The sequence below is a fragment of the Micromonospora sp. NPDC005087 genome (assembly GCF_042872965.1).
In the GTDB taxonomy this organism is placed as follows: Bacteria; Actinomycetota; Actinomycetes; order Mycobacteriales; family Micromonosporaceae; genus Micromonospora.
Genome location: NZ_JBIALB010000001.1, coordinates 498,228 through 514,402, shown reverse-complemented (window position 1 = coordinate 514,402; position 16,175 = coordinate 498,228). Strand labels below are relative to the sequence as shown.

Annotated in this window: 12 protein-coding genes; 3 read left to right on the top strand and 9 right to left on the bottom strand. The window is 74.6% G+C overall.

All coding sequences use genetic code 11. The features are described 5' to 3' along the window. Positions 1 to 89 precede the first annotated feature (89 nt). The 4 genes from ACFYPS_RS02360 to ACFYPS_RS02345 form a co-directional block, all read right to left on the bottom strand. Positions 90 to 2,186, bottom strand: coding sequence for an APC family permease (locus ACFYPS_RS02360; RefSeq protein ID WP_387322336.1), 2,097 nt, complete (start codon positions 2,184 to 2,186; stop codon positions 90 to 92). Between the two features lie 87 nt (positions 2,187 to 2,273). After that, complete coding sequence (locus ACFYPS_RS02355; RefSeq protein ID WP_354962256.1) at positions 2,274 to 2,675, bottom strand: hypothetical protein; 402 nt, start codon at positions 2,673 to 2,675, stop codon at positions 2,274 to 2,276. A gap of 432 nt (positions 2,676 to 3,107) precedes the next feature. Continuing rightward, positions 3,108 to 3,878, bottom strand: a complete 771-nt coding sequence (locus tag ACFYPS_RS02350) for a DUF5995 family protein (RefSeq protein WP_354962257.1) — start codon at positions 3,876 to 3,878, stop codon at positions 3,108 to 3,110. Positions 3,879 to 4,013: 135 nt separating this feature from the next. Then, positions 4,014 to 6,914, bottom strand: coding sequence for an AAA family ATPase (locus tag ACFYPS_RS02345; protein ID WP_354962258.1), 2,901 nt, complete (start codon positions 6,912 to 6,914; stop codon positions 4,014 to 4,016). A 193-nt stretch (positions 6,915 to 7,107) separates the two neighbouring features. Between ACFYPS_RS02345 and ACFYPS_RS02340 the strand changes: the two genes are divergently transcribed. After that, complete coding sequence (locus ACFYPS_RS02340; protein ID WP_354962259.1) at positions 7,108 to 9,591, top strand: AAA family ATPase; 2,484 nt, start codon at positions 7,108 to 7,110, stop codon at positions 9,589 to 9,591. A 213-nt stretch (positions 9,592 to 9,804) separates the two neighbouring features. Here ACFYPS_RS02340 and ACFYPS_RS02335 read toward each other — a convergent pair whose 3' ends face one another. The 5 genes from ACFYPS_RS02335 to ACFYPS_RS02315 form a co-directional block, all read right to left on the bottom strand. Next, positions 9,805 to 10,371 carry a dienelactone hydrolase family protein gene (locus ACFYPS_RS02335; protein ID WP_354962260.1) on the bottom strand — a complete coding sequence of 189 codons (567 nt, stop codon included), beginning with the start codon at positions 10,369 to 10,371 and terminating at the stop codon, positions 9,805 to 9,807. A 55-nt stretch (positions 10,372 to 10,426) separates the two neighbouring features. Continuing rightward, positions 10,427 to 11,533 carry a nucleotide disphospho-sugar-binding domain-containing protein gene (locus tag ACFYPS_RS02330; RefSeq protein ID WP_354962261.1) on the bottom strand — a complete coding sequence of 369 codons (1,107 nt, stop codon included), beginning with the start codon at positions 11,531 to 11,533 and terminating at the stop codon, positions 10,427 to 10,429. 9 nt (positions 11,534 to 11,542) lie between these two features. Further along, positions 11,543 to 11,926: a hydroxyphenylacetyl-CoA thioesterase PaaI gene (gene paaI, locus ACFYPS_RS02325; RefSeq protein WP_354962581.1), complete on the bottom strand. Its 384-nt coding sequence runs from the start codon at positions 11,924 to 11,926 to the stop codon at positions 11,543 to 11,545. A gap of 31 nt (positions 11,927 to 11,957) precedes the next feature. Further along, positions 11,958 to 13,265 carry a phenylacetate--CoA ligase PaaK gene (gene paaK / locus ACFYPS_RS02320; protein ID WP_354962263.1) on the bottom strand — a complete coding sequence of 436 codons (1,308 nt, stop codon included), beginning with the start codon at positions 13,263 to 13,265 and terminating at the stop codon, positions 11,958 to 11,960. A gap of 90 nt (positions 13,266 to 13,355) precedes the next feature. Beyond that, the gene (locus tag ACFYPS_RS02315; RefSeq protein WP_354962265.1) at positions 13,356 to 13,805 is read right to left on the bottom strand and encodes a MarR family transcriptional regulator; all 450 of its coding nucleotides are present in this window, start codon (positions 13,803 to 13,805) and stop codon (positions 13,356 to 13,358) included. Positions 13,806 to 13,941: 136 nt separating this feature from the next. Between ACFYPS_RS02315 and ACFYPS_RS02310 the strand changes: the two genes are divergently transcribed. Next, positions 13,942 to 15,162: an MFS transporter gene (locus ACFYPS_RS02310; RefSeq protein ID WP_354962266.1), complete on the top strand. Its 1,221-nt coding sequence runs from the start codon at positions 13,942 to 13,944 to the stop codon at positions 15,160 to 15,162. A 152-nt stretch (positions 15,163 to 15,314) separates the two neighbouring features. After that, positions 15,315 to 16,073 (top strand): class I SAM-dependent methyltransferase, encoded by a 759-nt coding sequence (locus ACFYPS_RS02305; protein WP_354962267.1) that lies wholly within the window; start codon positions 15,315 to 15,317, stop codon positions 16,071 to 16,073. Positions 16,074 to 16,175: the final 102 nt, after the last annotated feature.

Below are 16,175 nucleotides of genomic sequence, written 5' to 3'. Positions count from 1 at the left end.
GGCCCCGATAACGCCGCAATACGGACAGGCAGGTGTGAACGTGAAGAATGCTGCCATTCATCTTCAAAGTTCGCCGGATCGCGCCTCGATCACCCGCCGACGTGGATGCCGGGCCGGCGCAGCGGGTCCGGCTCGGTACGCCGGATGATCTCCCGTACCACCGGCGGGGTGTCCCCACGGCCGAGGATCAGATACCGCAGCAGGTGCGCGATGGGGCTCCCCTCCGACCACTCGAAGTGCGCATGTGGCCGGACCCGGGTGGCGTCACGCAGGGCCAGCAGGATGGCGGCGATCGCGTTGGGCGCGGCCGGACTGCTGGCCCGCAGCACCCGGAAGCCACCCACCTCGACCCCGTGCACCCGCAACACCTGACTGAACTCCGAGGGGTCGACCACGTCGATCTCCAGGAACAGCACGTCGGCGGCGCCGGGCACCGGGTTCATCCCGCGCTGCGCCCGTTCCTTGACGGTGTACTCCTTCACCGAGCCGCTCTGCCGCTTGTTCGCGATCAGGTGCAGCTGCCCGTCGTGGGCCAGCGACTCGGTGATGAACCGGCGGGCCGGCTCGTCGAACTCGATCCGCTCGGCGCGCAGCTCAGTGGTCCGGGTGACCCGGGAGACCAGCGAGACCCCGATGATGCCCAGGATGAACAGCGCCGAGATGGTGATCCCGTCCGGCTGCTCGATGACGTTCTCCACCAGCGCGTACAGCAGCACGAGGGTCAGCACGGTGAAGCCGACGGCGGCGGTGCGCCGGTGGCGGCGGACCGCGGAGATGGTCACCGCCACCGCGCCGGAGACCATCATCGCCAGGATGCCGGTGGCGTACGCTCCGGCCTGGGCGTTGACGTCGGCCCGGAAGGCGATGGTGAGGGCCACGCTGACCAGGGTGTAGACGATCACCACCGGGCGCACCGCCCGCGCCCACTCCGGGGCCATGCCGTACGAGGGCAGGTAGCGGGGCACGATGTTGATCAGGCCGGCCATCGCCGAGGCGCCGGCGAACCACAGGATGAGCACGCTGCTCACGTCGTAGACGGTGCCGAAGAGCTCACCCAGGTAGGTGTGCGCCAGGAAGGCCAGCGCACGGCCGTTCGCGGCGCCGCCCGGCCGGAACTCCTCGGCCGGAATGAGCGCCGTGGTCACGAAGGTGGTCGAGATCAGGTACACCGACATGATCAGCGCGGCGGTGGTGAGCAGCCGGCGGGTGTTGCGGATCCGCGCGGCCAGCCGGGCCTGCGGGTCCGGCCCGTGGGCCGCCACCAGCGGCATCATGCTGACCCCGGTCTCGAACCCGGACAACCCCAGCACCAGCAGCGGGAAGGCCAACGCGGCGGTGAGCAGCACGCCGCCCGGCCCGCCGCCGTCCGCGGTCACCGCGGTGGTCCAGTCCGACACGATGCCCGGGTCGGCCACGATCCGGGTCAGCGCGACCAGCACGATCACCGCGTTGAGCAGCAGGAAGATCGCGACCAGCGGGATGGCCACCACCACCGCCTCGCGGAAGCCGAGCAGGAAGACCCCGCCGAGGATGAGCAGCAGCGCCACGGTGACCACCACCGGGACGAAGCGGCCGTGCAGGGCTTCCGGCAGGTACGGGTTCTGCAGCAGGTGCACGGTGGCGTCGGCCGAGGAGAGGGTGATCGTGATGATCCAGGAGGTGGCCACGAAACCGAGCAGCACGAGCACGAAGATCTTGCCCCGCCAGAACGGCAGCAGCCGCTCCAGGATCGCCACCGAACCCTGTCCGTTCGGGCTCTCGTGGGCGACCCGCCGGTACATCGGGAGCATGCCGAGCAGGGTGAGCGCGACGATCAGCAGCGTCGCCAGCGGCGAGAGCGCCCCGGCGGCCACCGCCGCGATGCCCGGCAGGTACGACAGGGTCGAGAAGTAGTCCACGCCGGTCAGGCACATCACCTGCCACCAGGCGTGCGCCCGGCTCTGCCCCTCGATCGCCTCCGGGCCGGGCGGCTGCACCTGGTGCTGAAAGAGCCACCGGCGCAGCGGGCTGGCCGGCGGCATCGGCCGGACCGGGCTGGCCACCCGTTCGGGCACCACGACACCTTGCCGGCCGCCCCGGTGCGGACGGGCCGGGTCGCGGGCCGCGCGCAGCGCCGGGTCCGGGCCGGTGGCCTGGTGGCGGCGCCCGCTCCAGCGTCGCGGTTTCCCCCGGTGCTCGTCAGCCATCGCCCGTCCCACGCTCGCAGGTCCTGCTCAGACGGTAGGCGGTACCGCGCGGCGGGACCGGCGGAACCGGGCAGGCCGGTGGCCTGCTCAGGGCAGGTCCGGGCCGGCGAGCAGCCGAGCCAGGGCGGGCGGATCGGTGATGGTCACGGTGGCCGCCGGATGCCGGGGCCACCCCCCGGGCGCGATGGCCGGCACCGGTACGCCGAAGCGGAGGCAAACCCCGCCGGCGGTACTGCTGCCGAAGCTCACACCGCCGTCTGCCAGCGACACGTGCGGGCCGATCGCCCGCCACCAGCGGTACGGGCCGCTCACCTCGACGCCGGTCACGTTGGCCCGGTCGGTGTACAACCGCCACGGCCCGTACCGAATCAGAAGATCCCGGTCGGTGACGGTGACCCAGGCCGTCGCCGGCCGGACGCCCAGCAGCGCCAACGCCGGGCGGAACACCGGGTCGAAGCGGAACGGGAACCGGGTCGCGGGGCCGGTCATGGCGCACCGGGACGGACGGTGGGTCGCGGCACCGGGCCACCCGGCCTCAGTGGGCCGGGCCGCGCGGGCCGGGGTCGGGCGGCGGGCCGGCGCCGGGCCAGGACGGTCATGGCGCGGGCGTACCCCGTAAAGGCTCGGCGACACCCCCCGTCCGGACGGATCTCCCGCCACCGGCGACGCGGCCCCTCCCCGCCAGCTCCCCCACCGCCGGCCGACACCCCCCGGGCCGGCCGACGACGGCAGACGGTCGACACCCCCCGGGCCGGCCGACGACGGCAGACGGTCGACACCCCCCGGGGTCGGCCGGCTGTCACCCGGAGCCGACCGCATTCCGCAGGCGGCGTCGCGGGGTGGGTGGAGCTGGCGGGGCGGGACGCGTCCCCGCGCTCCGCCGCCCCCCATCGGGCGGAGCGCGGGGACCCCCCGTCCCGGCTACTGCAGGAACGCCCCCAGGGGCGAGAGCAGCAACCGGCCGAGCGCCGCGGCGTTGTCGTCCAACCGCGTGCGCTCACACTCGCGGGCGTCCGGATCGTGCCGGCACCGCCAGATCTTCTGCGCGTTGCGCCAGGCGACATCGCGGGTGTACTCGACCAGTTCCCCCTGGTACCAGTCGTCGATGTCCCCGTTGAGCATGTCGATGAGCAACTGCCACCGCTCCAGGTAACCCCGACGAAGGCCGGGGATCTTGTCGGCGAAGATGTTGTTGATCTCGAGGTAGTCGTGGTGCTGGTCGCTGCCGTCGACCGGCTCCGATTCCAGGTGGTCGAACGTGGTGACCAGGGCGAACGGCAGATCGAAGTTGATGTGCGCGTTCACACCGGCCGCCGCCGACGGCAGCGGGCGGGCGTCCGGCCCGCGCATCCGCTCGAACAGGCACGACCACGCCCTCGGGGTGCCCGGGCTGGAGTCGGTCCACAGTCGCATCGCGTCGAAATACCGCGCCGCGAACTCGACGTCCAGCCGGGAGAGGAAGACCGGGTCGACGAAGCGGTCGTCGTACAGCCCGTCCAGGACGCTGCTGGTGATGGTCAGGTAGAGCTTGTTGAAGTCGGCCAACGGGCAGCTCTCCTCCAACGGAGGCAGCCGCACCAGCAGGTCCTGGAGCTTGGTGAGGTGATCGACAACGGCCGGCACGTCCGCCGGATGGTCGGCGAGCAGGTCGACGATGTCCCGGTGCACGGGCCCCCAGACCGGTTCGGTCATCTCTCCTCCATGGTGGTCCGCGGCACCCCCGTGCCGCCGTCGACGGTGCTCAGCCTTTCAGCCGACATCGACCGCCGGATCAGTAGAACGACGTATCCCGGCGCGCACAGGCGCGCCGACTGACCGACCGGTCGATCAGCCGCGCCGACCGCGCAACTGGATGGCGGTGGCCTGGACACGGCTACGGACCTGGAGCTTGTCGAAGATGTGCGACACGTGCACGCCGATGGTCCGCTCGCTGATGAACAGCCGCTGCCCGATCTCCTTGTTGGTCAGTCCCTCGGCGACCAGGACGAGCACCTCCCGCTCCCGCGCGGTGAGCGCCGCCAGCTCGTCGTCGACCGGCTCGGCCGCGGCCGCGCCCCGCGTACGGTCGGTGGCCTCGTGCTCCTCCAGCGACACCCGGGCCCGCCCGGCCAGCTCGCGGATCTCGGAGGTCAGCGGCACCGCGCCCAACCCCTGCGCCACCCGGTACGCCTCGCGCAGCAGCTTGGCGGCCGTGGCCACCCGACTGCGCCGCGCCAGCAACGCCTCGGCCTGCCGCAGCCGCGAGTACGCCGCCGGGTAGGGGTGGTTGCGCCGTTCCCACTCGGCGACCGAATTGGCCCACAGCTCCGGGTCGCTGCCGTCGAGTCGGCTCACCTCGGCGGCGCAGAGCGCCAGGAAACCGTCCACCACCGATCGCACCGGACGGGCCGCGGACGCGCTCTTGCGCGCCACCCGCTCGGCGACCTCCCGCAGCCGGCGCACCGCCGTCGGGTCGACCGCCACCGTGCGGCTGGCGTGCGCCTCCGCCTCGGCGCGCAGGCCGTGCCAGACCAGCGCGGAGAGGATGGTCACGTCGTCCGAGCGGCTCTCGGTCAGGCCGCGCTGCACCGCCTGCCGCGCCACGTCGTGCCGGCCCTCCCACATCGCCAGCCCGGCGCGCAGGGTGAGCAGGGGGATGACGTGCCGGGCCCCGCCGCCGGCGAGCACGGTGGCCACCGCGTCGAGGTCCCGGTCGGCGGCGTCGATGTCGCCGTAGCCCACCGAGAGCCGGCACCGGGCCAGCAGCAGCTCGACGGCGTCCGCCCCGGACGGGCGGTGCCGGAGCGCGGCGGCGACGACCTTCTCGGCCTCGGCCCACTGGCCCACCCGGAACAGCCCGTTGGTGGCGATGGCCAGCAGCCGGGTCTCCCAGGTGCGGCCCAGCCCCAGTTCCGCCACCCGTTCGGCGCCCCGGCGGGCCACCACCACCCCCTCCTCGAGGATGTTCAGCGGACCGGTGAGCAGCTCGGCCAGGTGCAGGTACGCGCAGGCCACGTCCTCCGGCCGGCCGGCGCGCTCGGCGGTGTCGAGCGCCTGGCGCATCACCGCCAGCCCGGCGTCCGGGTCTTCCAGGTAGGCGTCGCTGAAGCCGAGCGCCGAGCTGGCCAGCACCACCTCGGTGGTGGATCCCTCCACCGTGGCGGCCAGCGCCAGCGCCTCCCGGGCCCGCCGGCCGGCGTCCGCGTACCGACCAAGGTGCAGCAGCAGCTCGGCCAGGTGCGCGGCGGCGGTGGCCCGCTCACCCGGGGAGCAGTCGGCCGCTTCCAACGCCCGCTGGTACTCCTCCTCGGCCAGCGCCGAGCGCCCGGCGGCGGCCAGGTAGCGGGCCCGGCGGATGTGCAGCGCGCAGCTCGGCTCGCCGCCCCGCACCACGGCCAGCTCCTCCAGCAGGGCCAGCGCCCGGGCGTGCTCCCCACAGTGGTGGGCCGCCTCGGCGGCGTGCCCGAGCAACTCGACCCGGTCCACACCCGGCGTGCCGGGGTCGCCGGCCAGTTGCAACGCCGCCGACCAGTGCCGGTGCGCCTCGGCGTAGCCGTGCAGCCGCTCGGCCTCCTGCGCGGCGGCCACCGCCGCCGGCAACGCCCGGCCCGGCTCGCCGGCCAGCCGCCAGTGGTGCGCCAGCCGGGCCTGGTGCAGCTCGGCCGGCGCGGCGGTCAGCGCCTCGGCGTAGCGACGGTGCAACCCGGAACGCTCGGCCGGCAGCAGCTCGTGCGCCAGGACCTCAGCGACGAGGCGGTGCCGCAGCCGGTAGCCGTCGTCGGCGCCGACCAGCAGCCGGTGCGCCACGGCGGCGCGGGCCGCCTCGATCAGCTCCTCCTCGGGCAGCCGGAGCACCTGGGCCAGCAGCCAGTGCTCCACCGGCTCGACGCCGGCGGCCACCGCGTGCACCACCGCGTGCGCGTGCTGGGGCAGCGCGTCGACCCGGGCGAGGAAGATCTCCCTCAGCGTCTCGGACAGCCCGTCCCGGCCGTCGCGCAGGTCGCGGGCCAGCTCCTCGATGACGAACGGGTTGCCGCCGCTGCGCTGCCACACCTGCTCGGCCGCGTCGGCGGTGAGCTCCCGGCCGACCACCGCGGCGGCGAGCCGTTCGGTGCCGGCGCGGTCCAGCGGGGACAGGTCGAGCACCCGCACCGTACGCAGTCGACGCAGCTCGGTGAGCACCCGGCGCAACGGGTGTGCACCCTGCAACGACTCGGCGCGGACCGCGGCGAGCACCGAGAGCTGGAGGTCGCCGAGCCCAGCCAGCAGGTAGAGCAGCAGCTGACGGGTGCTCCGATCGACCCACTGGAGGTCGTCCAGGATCAGCACCAGCGGACGGCCCTCGGCGATCAGGTGCAGCCCCCGGGAGACCCGTTCCAGCAGCGCGCCCGCGCCGTCCGGGCCGGCGGTCTCGTCGGCGAACATCTGCAACAGCCCCCGCACAGCCGAGGAGGTGCGGGCGTGCGAAGTGGACAGGTCAGCGTCGAAGCGCCGCAGTGCCTGCAACAACGGGTGCAGCGGGGAGGCGTCGCCGATGTCCAGGCAGCTGCCGGTGAGCACCAGCGCGCCCTGGTCGCGCAACCCGGCGCCGATCTCGCCGAGCAGCCGGGTCTTGCCCACACCGCTCTCACCGGTCAGGAAGACGGCGGCGGTCTGCCCGTGCGCGACGTCACCGAGCAACGCGGACCGAACCGTCTGCACCAGCTCGGCCCGGCCCACGAGCGGTGCGGTGTCCACATCGCTGGCCATGGCACGCAGCCTAATCACACGCCCCCGTAACGTTCTACGGCCATCTGCCGCTTGTGGTACTCCTCGCGTCGACATTGCGACTAAAGGTTGCGGGTGGCCGACATACGTCGTTCTGCCGATCCCCCGTCAGCCCAGGAATGCCAATCTCCGAGGGTCGTCAGCCAGCAACGGGAGAAGGGCCGGTGCGATACCCATGACCACCATCATCACGCAGCGGACCATCGCCCCGCACTGGCCGGTGCCGGAGGAGCGACGCACGGTGACCGTCCTCTTCGTCGACATCGTCGGCTCCACCGCACTGGTCGACCGGCTGGACCCGGAAGACGTCCGAGCGCTGCAACGGGCCTACTTCGCCACCGTCGCCAGTGTGCTACGCCGCTGGCACGGGGTGGTCGAGAAGTATGTCGGCGACGCGGTGATGGCTCTGTTCGGCGCGCGGCACTCCGACGGCTTCGACGCGTACCGGGCGGTCCGCGCCGGGCTGGAGATCCAGGCCGCGCTGGACCGCCGCCCGGTGATCGGTGACATCGCGCTGCGGGTGCGTGTCGGCGTGGCCACCGGCGAGGTGGTGGTCGACCTGGGCAGCGCCGTCAACGGCGGTCACGGCGTGGCCAGCGGCGCGGTGATCACCGCGGCGGCCCGCCTGCAGGAGTACGCGCCACCCGGCGCCGTCGCGCTCTGCGCGGCCACCGCCCGGGCCACCGCCGGCCTGATCGCCCAACGCCAACTGGCACTGGTGCCGGTCGCCGGGCGGGTGCCGCCGGGCCCGGTCTGGCACGCCGTCGGTCCCGTACGCCCGAGTGCCGACCCGCACGACGGCCCGCTGATCGGCCGCCGTCGCGAGCTGGCGACCGTGCGGGACCAGCTGAGCCGGGCGGTCCGCGAGCACAACCCGCGCTGGGTGTCCCTGGTCGGTCCGACCGGAAGCGGTCGTAGCCGGCTGCTGCACGAGCTGACCACGTCGCTGACCACGGTGGACGGGGTGGCGGTGCGCTGGTGCGTGGCGACCTGCCAGCCGTACCCGGACCAGGTGCTCGCGCCGGTCGCGGACCTGCTCCGCGGGCTCACCGGGATCCGTCACGGTGACGGCCCGGCGGTGATCCGCGACCGGTTGACGGCGACCCTGACACCGTTGCTCCCGCCGGCCCGGGTCGCTGCGGCGGTCCCGGCGCTGGAACGGCTGCTGGCCGCCCCGGACGGCTCGGTGGCCGCGCTGGCCGGCGCCGCGTCCTGCCGGGACGCCCTGCTGCGCCTGGCCGCCCATCGGCCGCTGATCGTCGCCGTGGACGACCTGGACCGGGCCGCACCCGCGGTGAGCCGGTTCCTGCACGCTCTGTTCACCGCCGCCACGGCACGCGGGTTGCCGCTGGCCGTGGTCACCCTGCACCAGCCGCACTGGGCCGACACCCGACCCGGCGCGGCCCGCCGGGTGGCGGTCCGGCCGCTGGCCACGGTGCAGAGCGGCCGGCTGCTGCGTCTCCTGCTGACCCGGGCCGGGCAGCCGGTGGCCCTTGTCGACCGGCTGCTGCCGGTGGTGGGCGGCCGTCCCGGGCACGCGACGGCGTACGTGCGTTCCATCGTCGACGGCGCGGACCCGGCTGCGCTCCCGCTGCCCGACGACGTGCGCCGGGCGGTCGGCGCGGAGCTGGACCGGCTCGACGGCGAGCGACGGGCGGTGCTGATGGCCGCTGCCACCCTGGGCGGCGTGGCCACCGGCGCGGCGGTGGACCGGGCGCTCGGCTGGACGCCGGGGCGGTCCGCGCCGGCGCTGCGCGGGCTCGTCGCCGCCGGGCCGCTGATCCCCCGCCGCGCCGGCGGGTACGCGTTCGCCGCGCCCGCGCTGCGCCGGGTCGCCGCCGAGCGGCTGCCCCGGGCGCTGCGGGCCGTCTTCGCCCGCCGCGCGGCCGACGGCGCTCATGCCGACGTCACCTACCCCGACGCGATCGAGCAGAACGCCGGCTCCGCCCCCGACCGGCCCGCCGCGGTCGGCGCCGCCTCCGCCGCACGCCACGCGGACGCCCCTGCTTCCGCCGCACGCCACGCGGACGCCCCTGCTTCCGCCGCCCACCACGCGGACAGTCCCGCTTCCCCCGCACAGCGCGCGGACAGCCCCGGCTCGGCCGCACGCCACACGGACACCCCTACCTCCGCCGCACACCGCACGGATGCCGCCGGCCCGGTCGCCGGCCGCGCCAAGATCGTGCCCCTCGATGCCGCCCGATCCCGGACCCACCGCCTCGACGCCGCCGTCGCGGCACTGACCGTGACGCGGCCGGCCGCCGCAACCCACCCGGCGGGGCCGCGCCGGCATCCCGGCACGCCGGCGACGGCCCTGCCGCCCCGGGTCGGCCGTCCGGCGCCCGCGCGGCGGTTCCGGACGACCGCCCCGGCGGGCGACGTGCCGCCGGTCCGATCCGCCGCCGCCCTCGCCCCGGCCCGCGCGGGGCGGGCGAACGCGCCGACGCCGCGCTCCATCGCGCGTGGTGACCGGAGCCCGGAGGTGGGCCGGACGCTGGCACCGGTCCGCGCGGCACCCGCCGCACCCGAGTCGTCCGGGCTGCGGCCCACGCGCCGGCGCGGCGCGCTGACCGTCGTCCGTGCTGCGCCCGGCGTGGCGCGCGCCGTACCCCGCCCGCCGTTGATCCATCCGCTGGGCGGCCTTGCCGCGTCCGCGTGACCGTTCTGGCGACGATTGCGCAAGGGCCCTCGCCAGGCCTCGCGATCCAGCCGACGACCACCGTCGTGCCGCCCGCCCACTGGCCGCCACACCGCCTGCCCGGCGGCGCCGGCAGCCGTCGACGTCTGGGGTGACCTGGGCAACGGTGCCTCAGCGGGAGTGCCCTGGCCACGAAGGTGCGCAGCTGGGTCGCCGCGCCGACGGGTCCGACGCTCAGGCCGTGGCGAGGAAGGCCAGCACCCGCGGCCAGGTCGCCGCGGCGGCGTCCGGGGCGTACTCGGCGAGGTCCGGGTCGGTGAACAGGTGCCCCGCGCCCGGGTAGCGGAACACCGTCAGGTCGGCGCCGACGTCGGTCATCTCCCGTTGCCACTCGTCGACCTCGTCCGGCGCGTCGTACGGGTCGGGGTCGGCGAGGTGCAGCTGTACCGGCAGCCCGGCGCGGGCGGCTTCCGGCGCGCCACCGGTGCCGTGCAGCAGGAGCAGACCGGCGGTGTCGGGGCGCTCGGCCAGCAGCGCCCCGGCCACGCCGGCGCCCATCGAGAAGCCGGCGAGCACGGTCTCCGCCGGCAGCTCCCGCAGCGCCGCGCGGGCCCGGTCGAGCACCACCTCCTGGCCGATCTTGTCGAGCAGCGCGAAGCCCTCCTCGACGGTGTCGGTGGCCTGGACGCCGTAGAGGTCGGGCGTGACGACCCGGTGCCCGGCGGCACGCAGCCGGTCCGCGGCGGCGCGCACGGCGGGCCGCAGCCCGTACACGGAGTGGAACAGCACGACGTGTCGCATCCGGTCATCCTGCCCCAGCTGGGCGGGCGTGCGAGGTGGGCACGCGGGGCGGCCGTCAGACCAGCGCGGCCAGCCGGGCCACCAGTTCGGACGGCGGCGGCATCGCGGCGATCTCCCGGCCGACCTGCCCGGCCGCGGCCCGCAGGCCGTCGTCGGTGAGCAGCCGGGTCAGCGTCCGCGGGGTGATGTCGCGGGGGCGTAGTGCCAGGCCGGCGCCTCGACGGGCCACCAGCTCGGCATTGTGCCGCCGGTCCCCCGGACCGACGGTGGCCAGCTGCGGCAGGCCGGCGGCGAGAGCGCCGAACGCGCTGCCCGCCCCGCCGTGGTGGACCAGCGCCGCGCTCGCCGGCAGCGCCTCGTCGAGCGGGATCCAGTCGACCACCCGGACGTTGCCGGGCAGCGCACGGGTCGAGCGCGGGTCCGGCCGGACCAGCACGATTTCGGCGTCCACCCGGGCGGCGGCCGCGACCACGGCAGGCATCGGCCCCCGGTCGCCGGGGCCGGTGAGGGTGCTGCGGGTGACCAGGATCCGGGGCCGCTCACCCGGCTCCCGCAGCCAGGCCGGGAGCTCGCCGCCGCCGACGTAGGACGTGTACCGCATCGGCCAGCCGTCCTGCCTGGTCACGCTGGGCGGGGCGACGGCGAGGGCCGCGGCGGGCGGCGGCAGCTCGGTCAGGTCGTGCCGGCGCAGCGCGGCGCCGAGTCGGGCGGTGGTGGCGCGGACCAGGTCCCGTCCGTCGAAGAGGGCGTTCTCCTGCCGGACCGCCGGCACGCCCAGCCGGGCGGCGGCCACCGCGCCGGCCACCGCGAACGGCTCGTGCAGCACCAGATCCGGACGCCACCGGGTGGCCAGCGCGACGATCGGGTCGGTGAGCTGGTCGTTGAGCGCCCCGAAGAGCAGGCCGGCGCCCCGGGTGCCGGCCGTGCCGGCCAGCTCGGCGCGGGCGACGAGCGGGTGGCGCGGCAGCACGCGCAGCGCGATCCGGCCGAAGTCGAAGCCCGGCGCGATGTCGTGTACCGGCAGGCCGGCGTCGGCGGCGGCCAGGCCGCCGCCACCGGTCGCCAGCAGCACGTCGTGGCCGGCGTCGCGCAGCGCGACGGCGAGCGGCACCAGCGGGAAGACGTGGCCGACGAGCGGCGCGGAGACCACCAGGACACGCATGGGCGGATCCTATGTCGACGGTGGCGACGCCGGTGTCCGGCTGCGGCCCCGGAACTCGGCGACCACCTCGCCGTCGTCCCGGGTGACGGTGACGTCGTAGATGCCGCTGCGGCCGTAGCGGGTGCGCTCGGTGGCGCGGGCGGTGAGCAGATCACCGGCGCCCGCCGGCCGGACGAAGGTGATCTCACCGCCAGCCGCGACGGTCACCGGGCCCCGGCTGTTGCAGGCCAGCGCGAACGCGGTGTCGGCGAACAGGAAGACGAAGCCGCCGTGGGCGATCGCATGACCGTTGAGCATCCCCTCGGTCACCCGCATCCGGGCCACCGCCGCGCCGTCGCCGGCCTCGACCAGCTCGATGCCGAGACCGCGCGAGGCCACGTCGGCGGCGAACATGTCGTACGCCGGGTTGCGCTGTTCCGCCACGTCAGCCGGCCCGCCGCTGGTCGACGATTCGCCGCATCTTGCCCACCGAACGCTCCACCGCGTCCGGGGCGAGCACCTCGACCGCCACGCTCACCCCGATGGTGTTCTTCACCAGCTCCACCAGGGTCGCGCCGGCGCGCTCGGCGGCGTCCACGGCGACCTCGGCCCGCCGCTCCACCCGCACCGTCAGGGTGTCCAGCCGGCCCTGCCGGTCGAGTACGCACTGGAAGTGCGGCGACAGCTGCGGGGTCCGCAGGATCAGCTCCTCGATCTGGGTCGGGAAGAGGTTCACCCCGCGCACGATCATCATGTCGTCCGTCCGGCCGGTGATCTTCTCGATCCGGCGCATCGGGCGGGCGGTGCCGGGCAGCAGCCGGGTCAGGTCCCGGGTCCGGTAGCGGACGACCGGCATCGCCTCCTTGGTCAGCGAGGTGAGCACCAGCTCGCCCTGCTCGCCGTCGGGCAGCACCGCGCCGGTGAGCGGGTCGATGATCTCCGGATAGAAGTGGTCCTCCCAGAGGTGCAGCCCGTCCTTGGTCTCGACGCACTCGGTGGCCACACCCGGGCCCATCACCTCGGAGAGCCCGTAGATGTCGACCGCGTGGATGTCCAGCCGGTGCTCCATCTCCCGGCGCATGTCCTCGGTCCACGGTTCCGCGCCGAAGATGCCCACCCGCAGCGAGGTCGCCCGGGGGTCGAGGCCCTGGCGCTGCATCTCGTCCACGATGGCCAGCATGTAGCTGGGCGTGACCATGATGACCTCGGGTTCGAAGTCGCGGATCAGCATGACCTGGCGTTCGGTCATGCCGCCGGAGACCGGGATGACGGTGCAGCCCAGCTCCTCGGCCCCGTAGTGCGCGCCGAGCCCGCCGGTGAACAGCCCGTAGCCGTACGCAACGTGCACGCGGTCGCCCGGACGGCCGCCGGACGCGCGGATCGACCGGGCCATCAGCCGGGCCCAGGTCCGCAGGTCGTCGCGGGTGTAGCCGACCACAGTCGGCCGGCCGGTGGTGCCGGAGGAGGCGTGCAGCCGGGCGACCCGCTCGCGGGGCACGGCGAACATGCCGAACGGGTAGTTGTCCCGCAGCTCCGCCTTGCCCGTGAACGGGAAACGGGCCAGGTCGTCGAGGTCGCGGCAGTCGTCGGGATGCACCCCGGCCGCGTCGAACGCCCGACGGTAGTGCGGCACGTTGTCGTACGCGTGCCGCAACGACCAGCGCAGCCGCTCGCGTTGCAGGGCGCGCAGCTCGTCGATGCCGGCGCGCTCGATCGGCTCCAGCTCCTCGGGACGAGGGGTGCGATCCTGCATCGCCTGCCTCCTTCGTGCGACGGGCCCGGCCGGGCTCCGGGTACCGTACGCCCGGCCTGGTGGGCCGACCATCGCCGCCCCGGAGTGGAGTCAGCGGGCGGTGGGCAAGCGGTGCAGCGCGGCCACCAGCGGGGCCAGCTCCGGGGTGGCCTCCCCTTCGGCCAGTGCGGACGTCAGCACCTCGTCGTGGGTGGGTCTGGCGTGAGCGAGCAGCTCGGAGCCGGCCGGGGTCAGCTCGGTGTAGATGCCGCGCCGGTCGTCGGCGCAGAGGATCCGGGTGAGCAGGCCGCGCTGTTCCAGACGGGTGACCAGGCGGGTGGTCGCGCTGCTGGAGAGCGCGGCGGCGCGGGCGAGTTGGCTCATCCGCATGTGCCAGCCGTCCTGTCGGGAGAGCGCGTCGAGCACCGTGTACTCGACGACGGACAGGTCATGGGTGGCCTGCAACGCCCGCTCCAGGGACGTCTCGATCAGCCCGTGCAGGGCGGCGAGGGTGCGCCAGCCCTGCGCGCGGATCTCGACCGCGTCGTCGGCGATGCCCATGACGGCCTCCTGGGATGTGATCTGACCGGCCCCAGGCTACCACGCTTGCGCCTATATGAAGCGCGTGCAACTATCTCGTTGTTGGCGCGGGTAGTTGCACGCGCCGAATATCTGACCCCTCCCCGATGGGAAGACCATGCCCGTACGCCCCACGTCCATGCCGCCCGGCCTGATCGCGCTGGCCCTCGGCGCCTTCGGCATCGGGCTCACCGAATTCGTCATCATGGGTCTGCTGCCCGAGGTGGCCGCCGACTTCGCGGTCACCGAGCCGGTGGCCGGCTGGCTGATCTCCGGCTACGCCCTCAGCGTGGCCGTCGGCGGGGTGGCCCTCACCGCCGCGGTCACCCGACTGCCCCGCAAACCGGTCCTGCTCGGGCTGATGGTGCTCTTCATCATCGGCAACCTGCTCTCCGCGGTCGCCGGCGACTACGGCGTGATGATGGCCGGCCGGATCGTCGCCGCGCTCTGCCACGGCGCGTTCTTCGGCATCGGCGCCGTGGTGGCCGCCGGACTGGTCGCGCCGGCCCGCCGGGCCGGCGCCATCGCGCTGATGTTCGCCGGGCTGACCATCGCGAACGTGCTCGGCGTCCCCTTCGGCACCCTCCTCGGCCAGCACGTCGGCTGGCGTTCGACGTTCTGGGCGATCACCGGCATCGGGGTGGTCGCGCTGATCGGGCTGGCCCTGCTCATCCCCGGCCGCGGCACCGTCGACGCCCAACGCCCGGCCGGTGGGCTGCGCGGCGAACTGCGGGCCTTCACCCACCCGCAGGTCTGGCTCTCCCTGGTGATCACCGTGCTGGGCTTCGGCGGCATGTTCGGCGCGTTCACCTACATCGCCTACACGCTCACCGAGGTCAGCGGCTTCGCCACCAGCGCGGTGCCATGGCTGCTGGTCCTCTTCGGCGTAGGGCTCTTCGTCGGAAACCTCCTCGGCGGCCGGGCGGCGGACGTGTCGCTGTCGCGCACCCTGATCACCGTCCTGGCCGTACTCACCGTGGTGCTCGTCGGGTTCGCCCTGACCGCGTCGAGCCCGGTGCTGACCGTCGCCTCGCTGGTGCTGATGGGCGCGTTCGGCTTCGCGACCGTCCCGCCGCTGCAGATGCGGATCATGCGGTACGCGCACCAGGCGCCCACCCTCGCGTCGGGCGCGAACATCGCGGCGTTCAACCTCGGCAACGCGCTGGGCGCCTGGGTCGGCGGGGTGACCATCGCCGCCGGGCTCGGCTACACCGCACCGATCTGGGCCGGCGCCGCGCTCACCCTGGCCGGCCTCGGTGTCCTACTCGGGGCGCTCCGGCTGGCCCGCCGCAGCGGGGCGCCGACGGCCGACGCGGACCTGGCACCGACCGCGGCCTGACCCGCGGCGGCAGTCGCGCGAGAGGAGAGCCGGGCCGGGCGGATGACCGACCCGGCTCCCCTGTGATCATCGCTCTGCCATGTTCTCGCAATTGCAAGTTATGTGCAACAAGGTCTGGACAAGTGTCTCGTTCGGTAACTAGCCTGATCCATATGACTCCTTACATCACGGATCCGTCGGCGTGGCAGGAGAGCTGGGACCGCCAGCAGGAGGCGTACCTACCGGACCGGGAGCACCGGTTCGCCGCCATGCTCGACGCCGTCGACGCGGTCCGCGACGGCCGGCCGCCGCGCGTGCTCGACCTGGCCGGCGGCACCGGCACCATCTCGCTGCGGGCGTTGACGCGTTTCCCCACCGCCGAGGTGACCCTGCTGGACCTCGACCCGGCGCTGCTGGCCATCGCCCGCGCCTCGCTGAACGACCGGGCCACCGTCGTCACCGCCGACCTCGGCGCCCCCGAATGGCGATCCGCCCTGCCTCACGACGAGTACGACGCCGTGCTCACCGCCACCGCGTTGCACTGGCTGCCGGCCGAGCGGCTCGGCCGGCTCTACGGCGAGGTCCGCGATCTGCTGCGGCCGGGCGGGATCTTCGTCAACGCCGACCACATGCCCGACGACACCCTGCCGGAGCTGACCAAGCGGCTGCTCGACCGGGCGCGGGACCGGCGGGCCGCCCGGTACGCCGCCGGGTCCGTGCTGTCGTGGTCGGACTGGTGGGACCGGGCCGGCGCCGATCCGGTGCTCGCCCCGCTGGTCGCCGAGCGGCACGCCATCTACCCGACCGGGCACAGCCCCGAGTGGAACCCCCCGGCCTCCTGGCACCTGGCCGCGCTGACCGCGGCCGGCTTCAGCGAGGTCGGCACGGTGTGGCGCGGCGGCACGGACGCCGCGGTCGCCGGGGTGCGCTGACCCACCAGCCCCGCCGGCCGGCGTCTGCCGCGCCGGTCGGCCCGGCGCTCGGTGGGTGGACGATATGCTGACGCCGGAGCAGGAGCGCTCCCGGCGGTGGGG

Coding starts and splice junctions, on each gene's coding strand:
- ACFYPS_RS02330 (WP_354962261.1), bottom strand. CDS start 11,533: ATGCGTGTCCTGGTGGTCTCCGCGCCGCTCGTCGGCCACGTCTTCCCG.
- paaI (WP_354962581.1), bottom strand. CDS start 11,926: ATGTTCGCCGCCGACGTGGCCTCGCGCGGTCTCGGCATCGAGCTGGTC.
- ACFYPS_RS02360 (WP_387322336.1), bottom strand. CDS start 2,186: ATGGCTGACGAGCACCGGGGGAAACCGCGACGCTGGAGCGGGCGCCGC.
- paaK (WP_354962263.1), bottom strand. CDS start 13,265: ATGCAGGATCGCACCCCTCGTCCCGAGGAGCTGGAGCCGATCGAGCGC.
- ACFYPS_RS02350 (WP_354962257.1), bottom strand. CDS start 3,878: ATGACCGAACCGGTCTGGGGGCCCGTGCACCGGGACATCGTCGACCTG.
- ACFYPS_RS02340 (WP_354962259.1), top strand. CDS start 7,108: ATGACCACCATCATCACGCAGCGGACCATCGCCCCGCACTGGCCGGTG.
- ACFYPS_RS02355 (WP_354962256.1), bottom strand. CDS start 2,675: ATGACCGGCCCCGCGACCCGGTTCCCGTTCCGCTTCGACCCGGTGTTC.
- ACFYPS_RS02310 (WP_354962266.1), top strand. CDS start 13,942: ATGCCCGTACGCCCCACGTCCATGCCGCCCGGCCTGATCGCGCTGGCC.
- ACFYPS_RS02305 (WP_354962267.1), top strand. CDS start 15,315: ATGACTCCTTACATCACGGATCCGTCGGCGTGGCAGGAGAGCTGGGAC.
- ACFYPS_RS02345 (WP_354962258.1), bottom strand. CDS start 6,914: ATGGCCAGCGATGTGGACACCGCACCGCTCGTGGGCCGGGCCGAGCTG.
- ACFYPS_RS02335 (WP_354962260.1), bottom strand. CDS start 10,371: ATGCGACACGTCGTGCTGTTCCACTCCGTGTACGGGCTGCGGCCCGCC.
- ACFYPS_RS02315 (WP_354962265.1), bottom strand. CDS start 13,805: ATGGGCATCGCCGACGACGCGGTCGAGATCCGCGCGCAGGGCTGGCGC.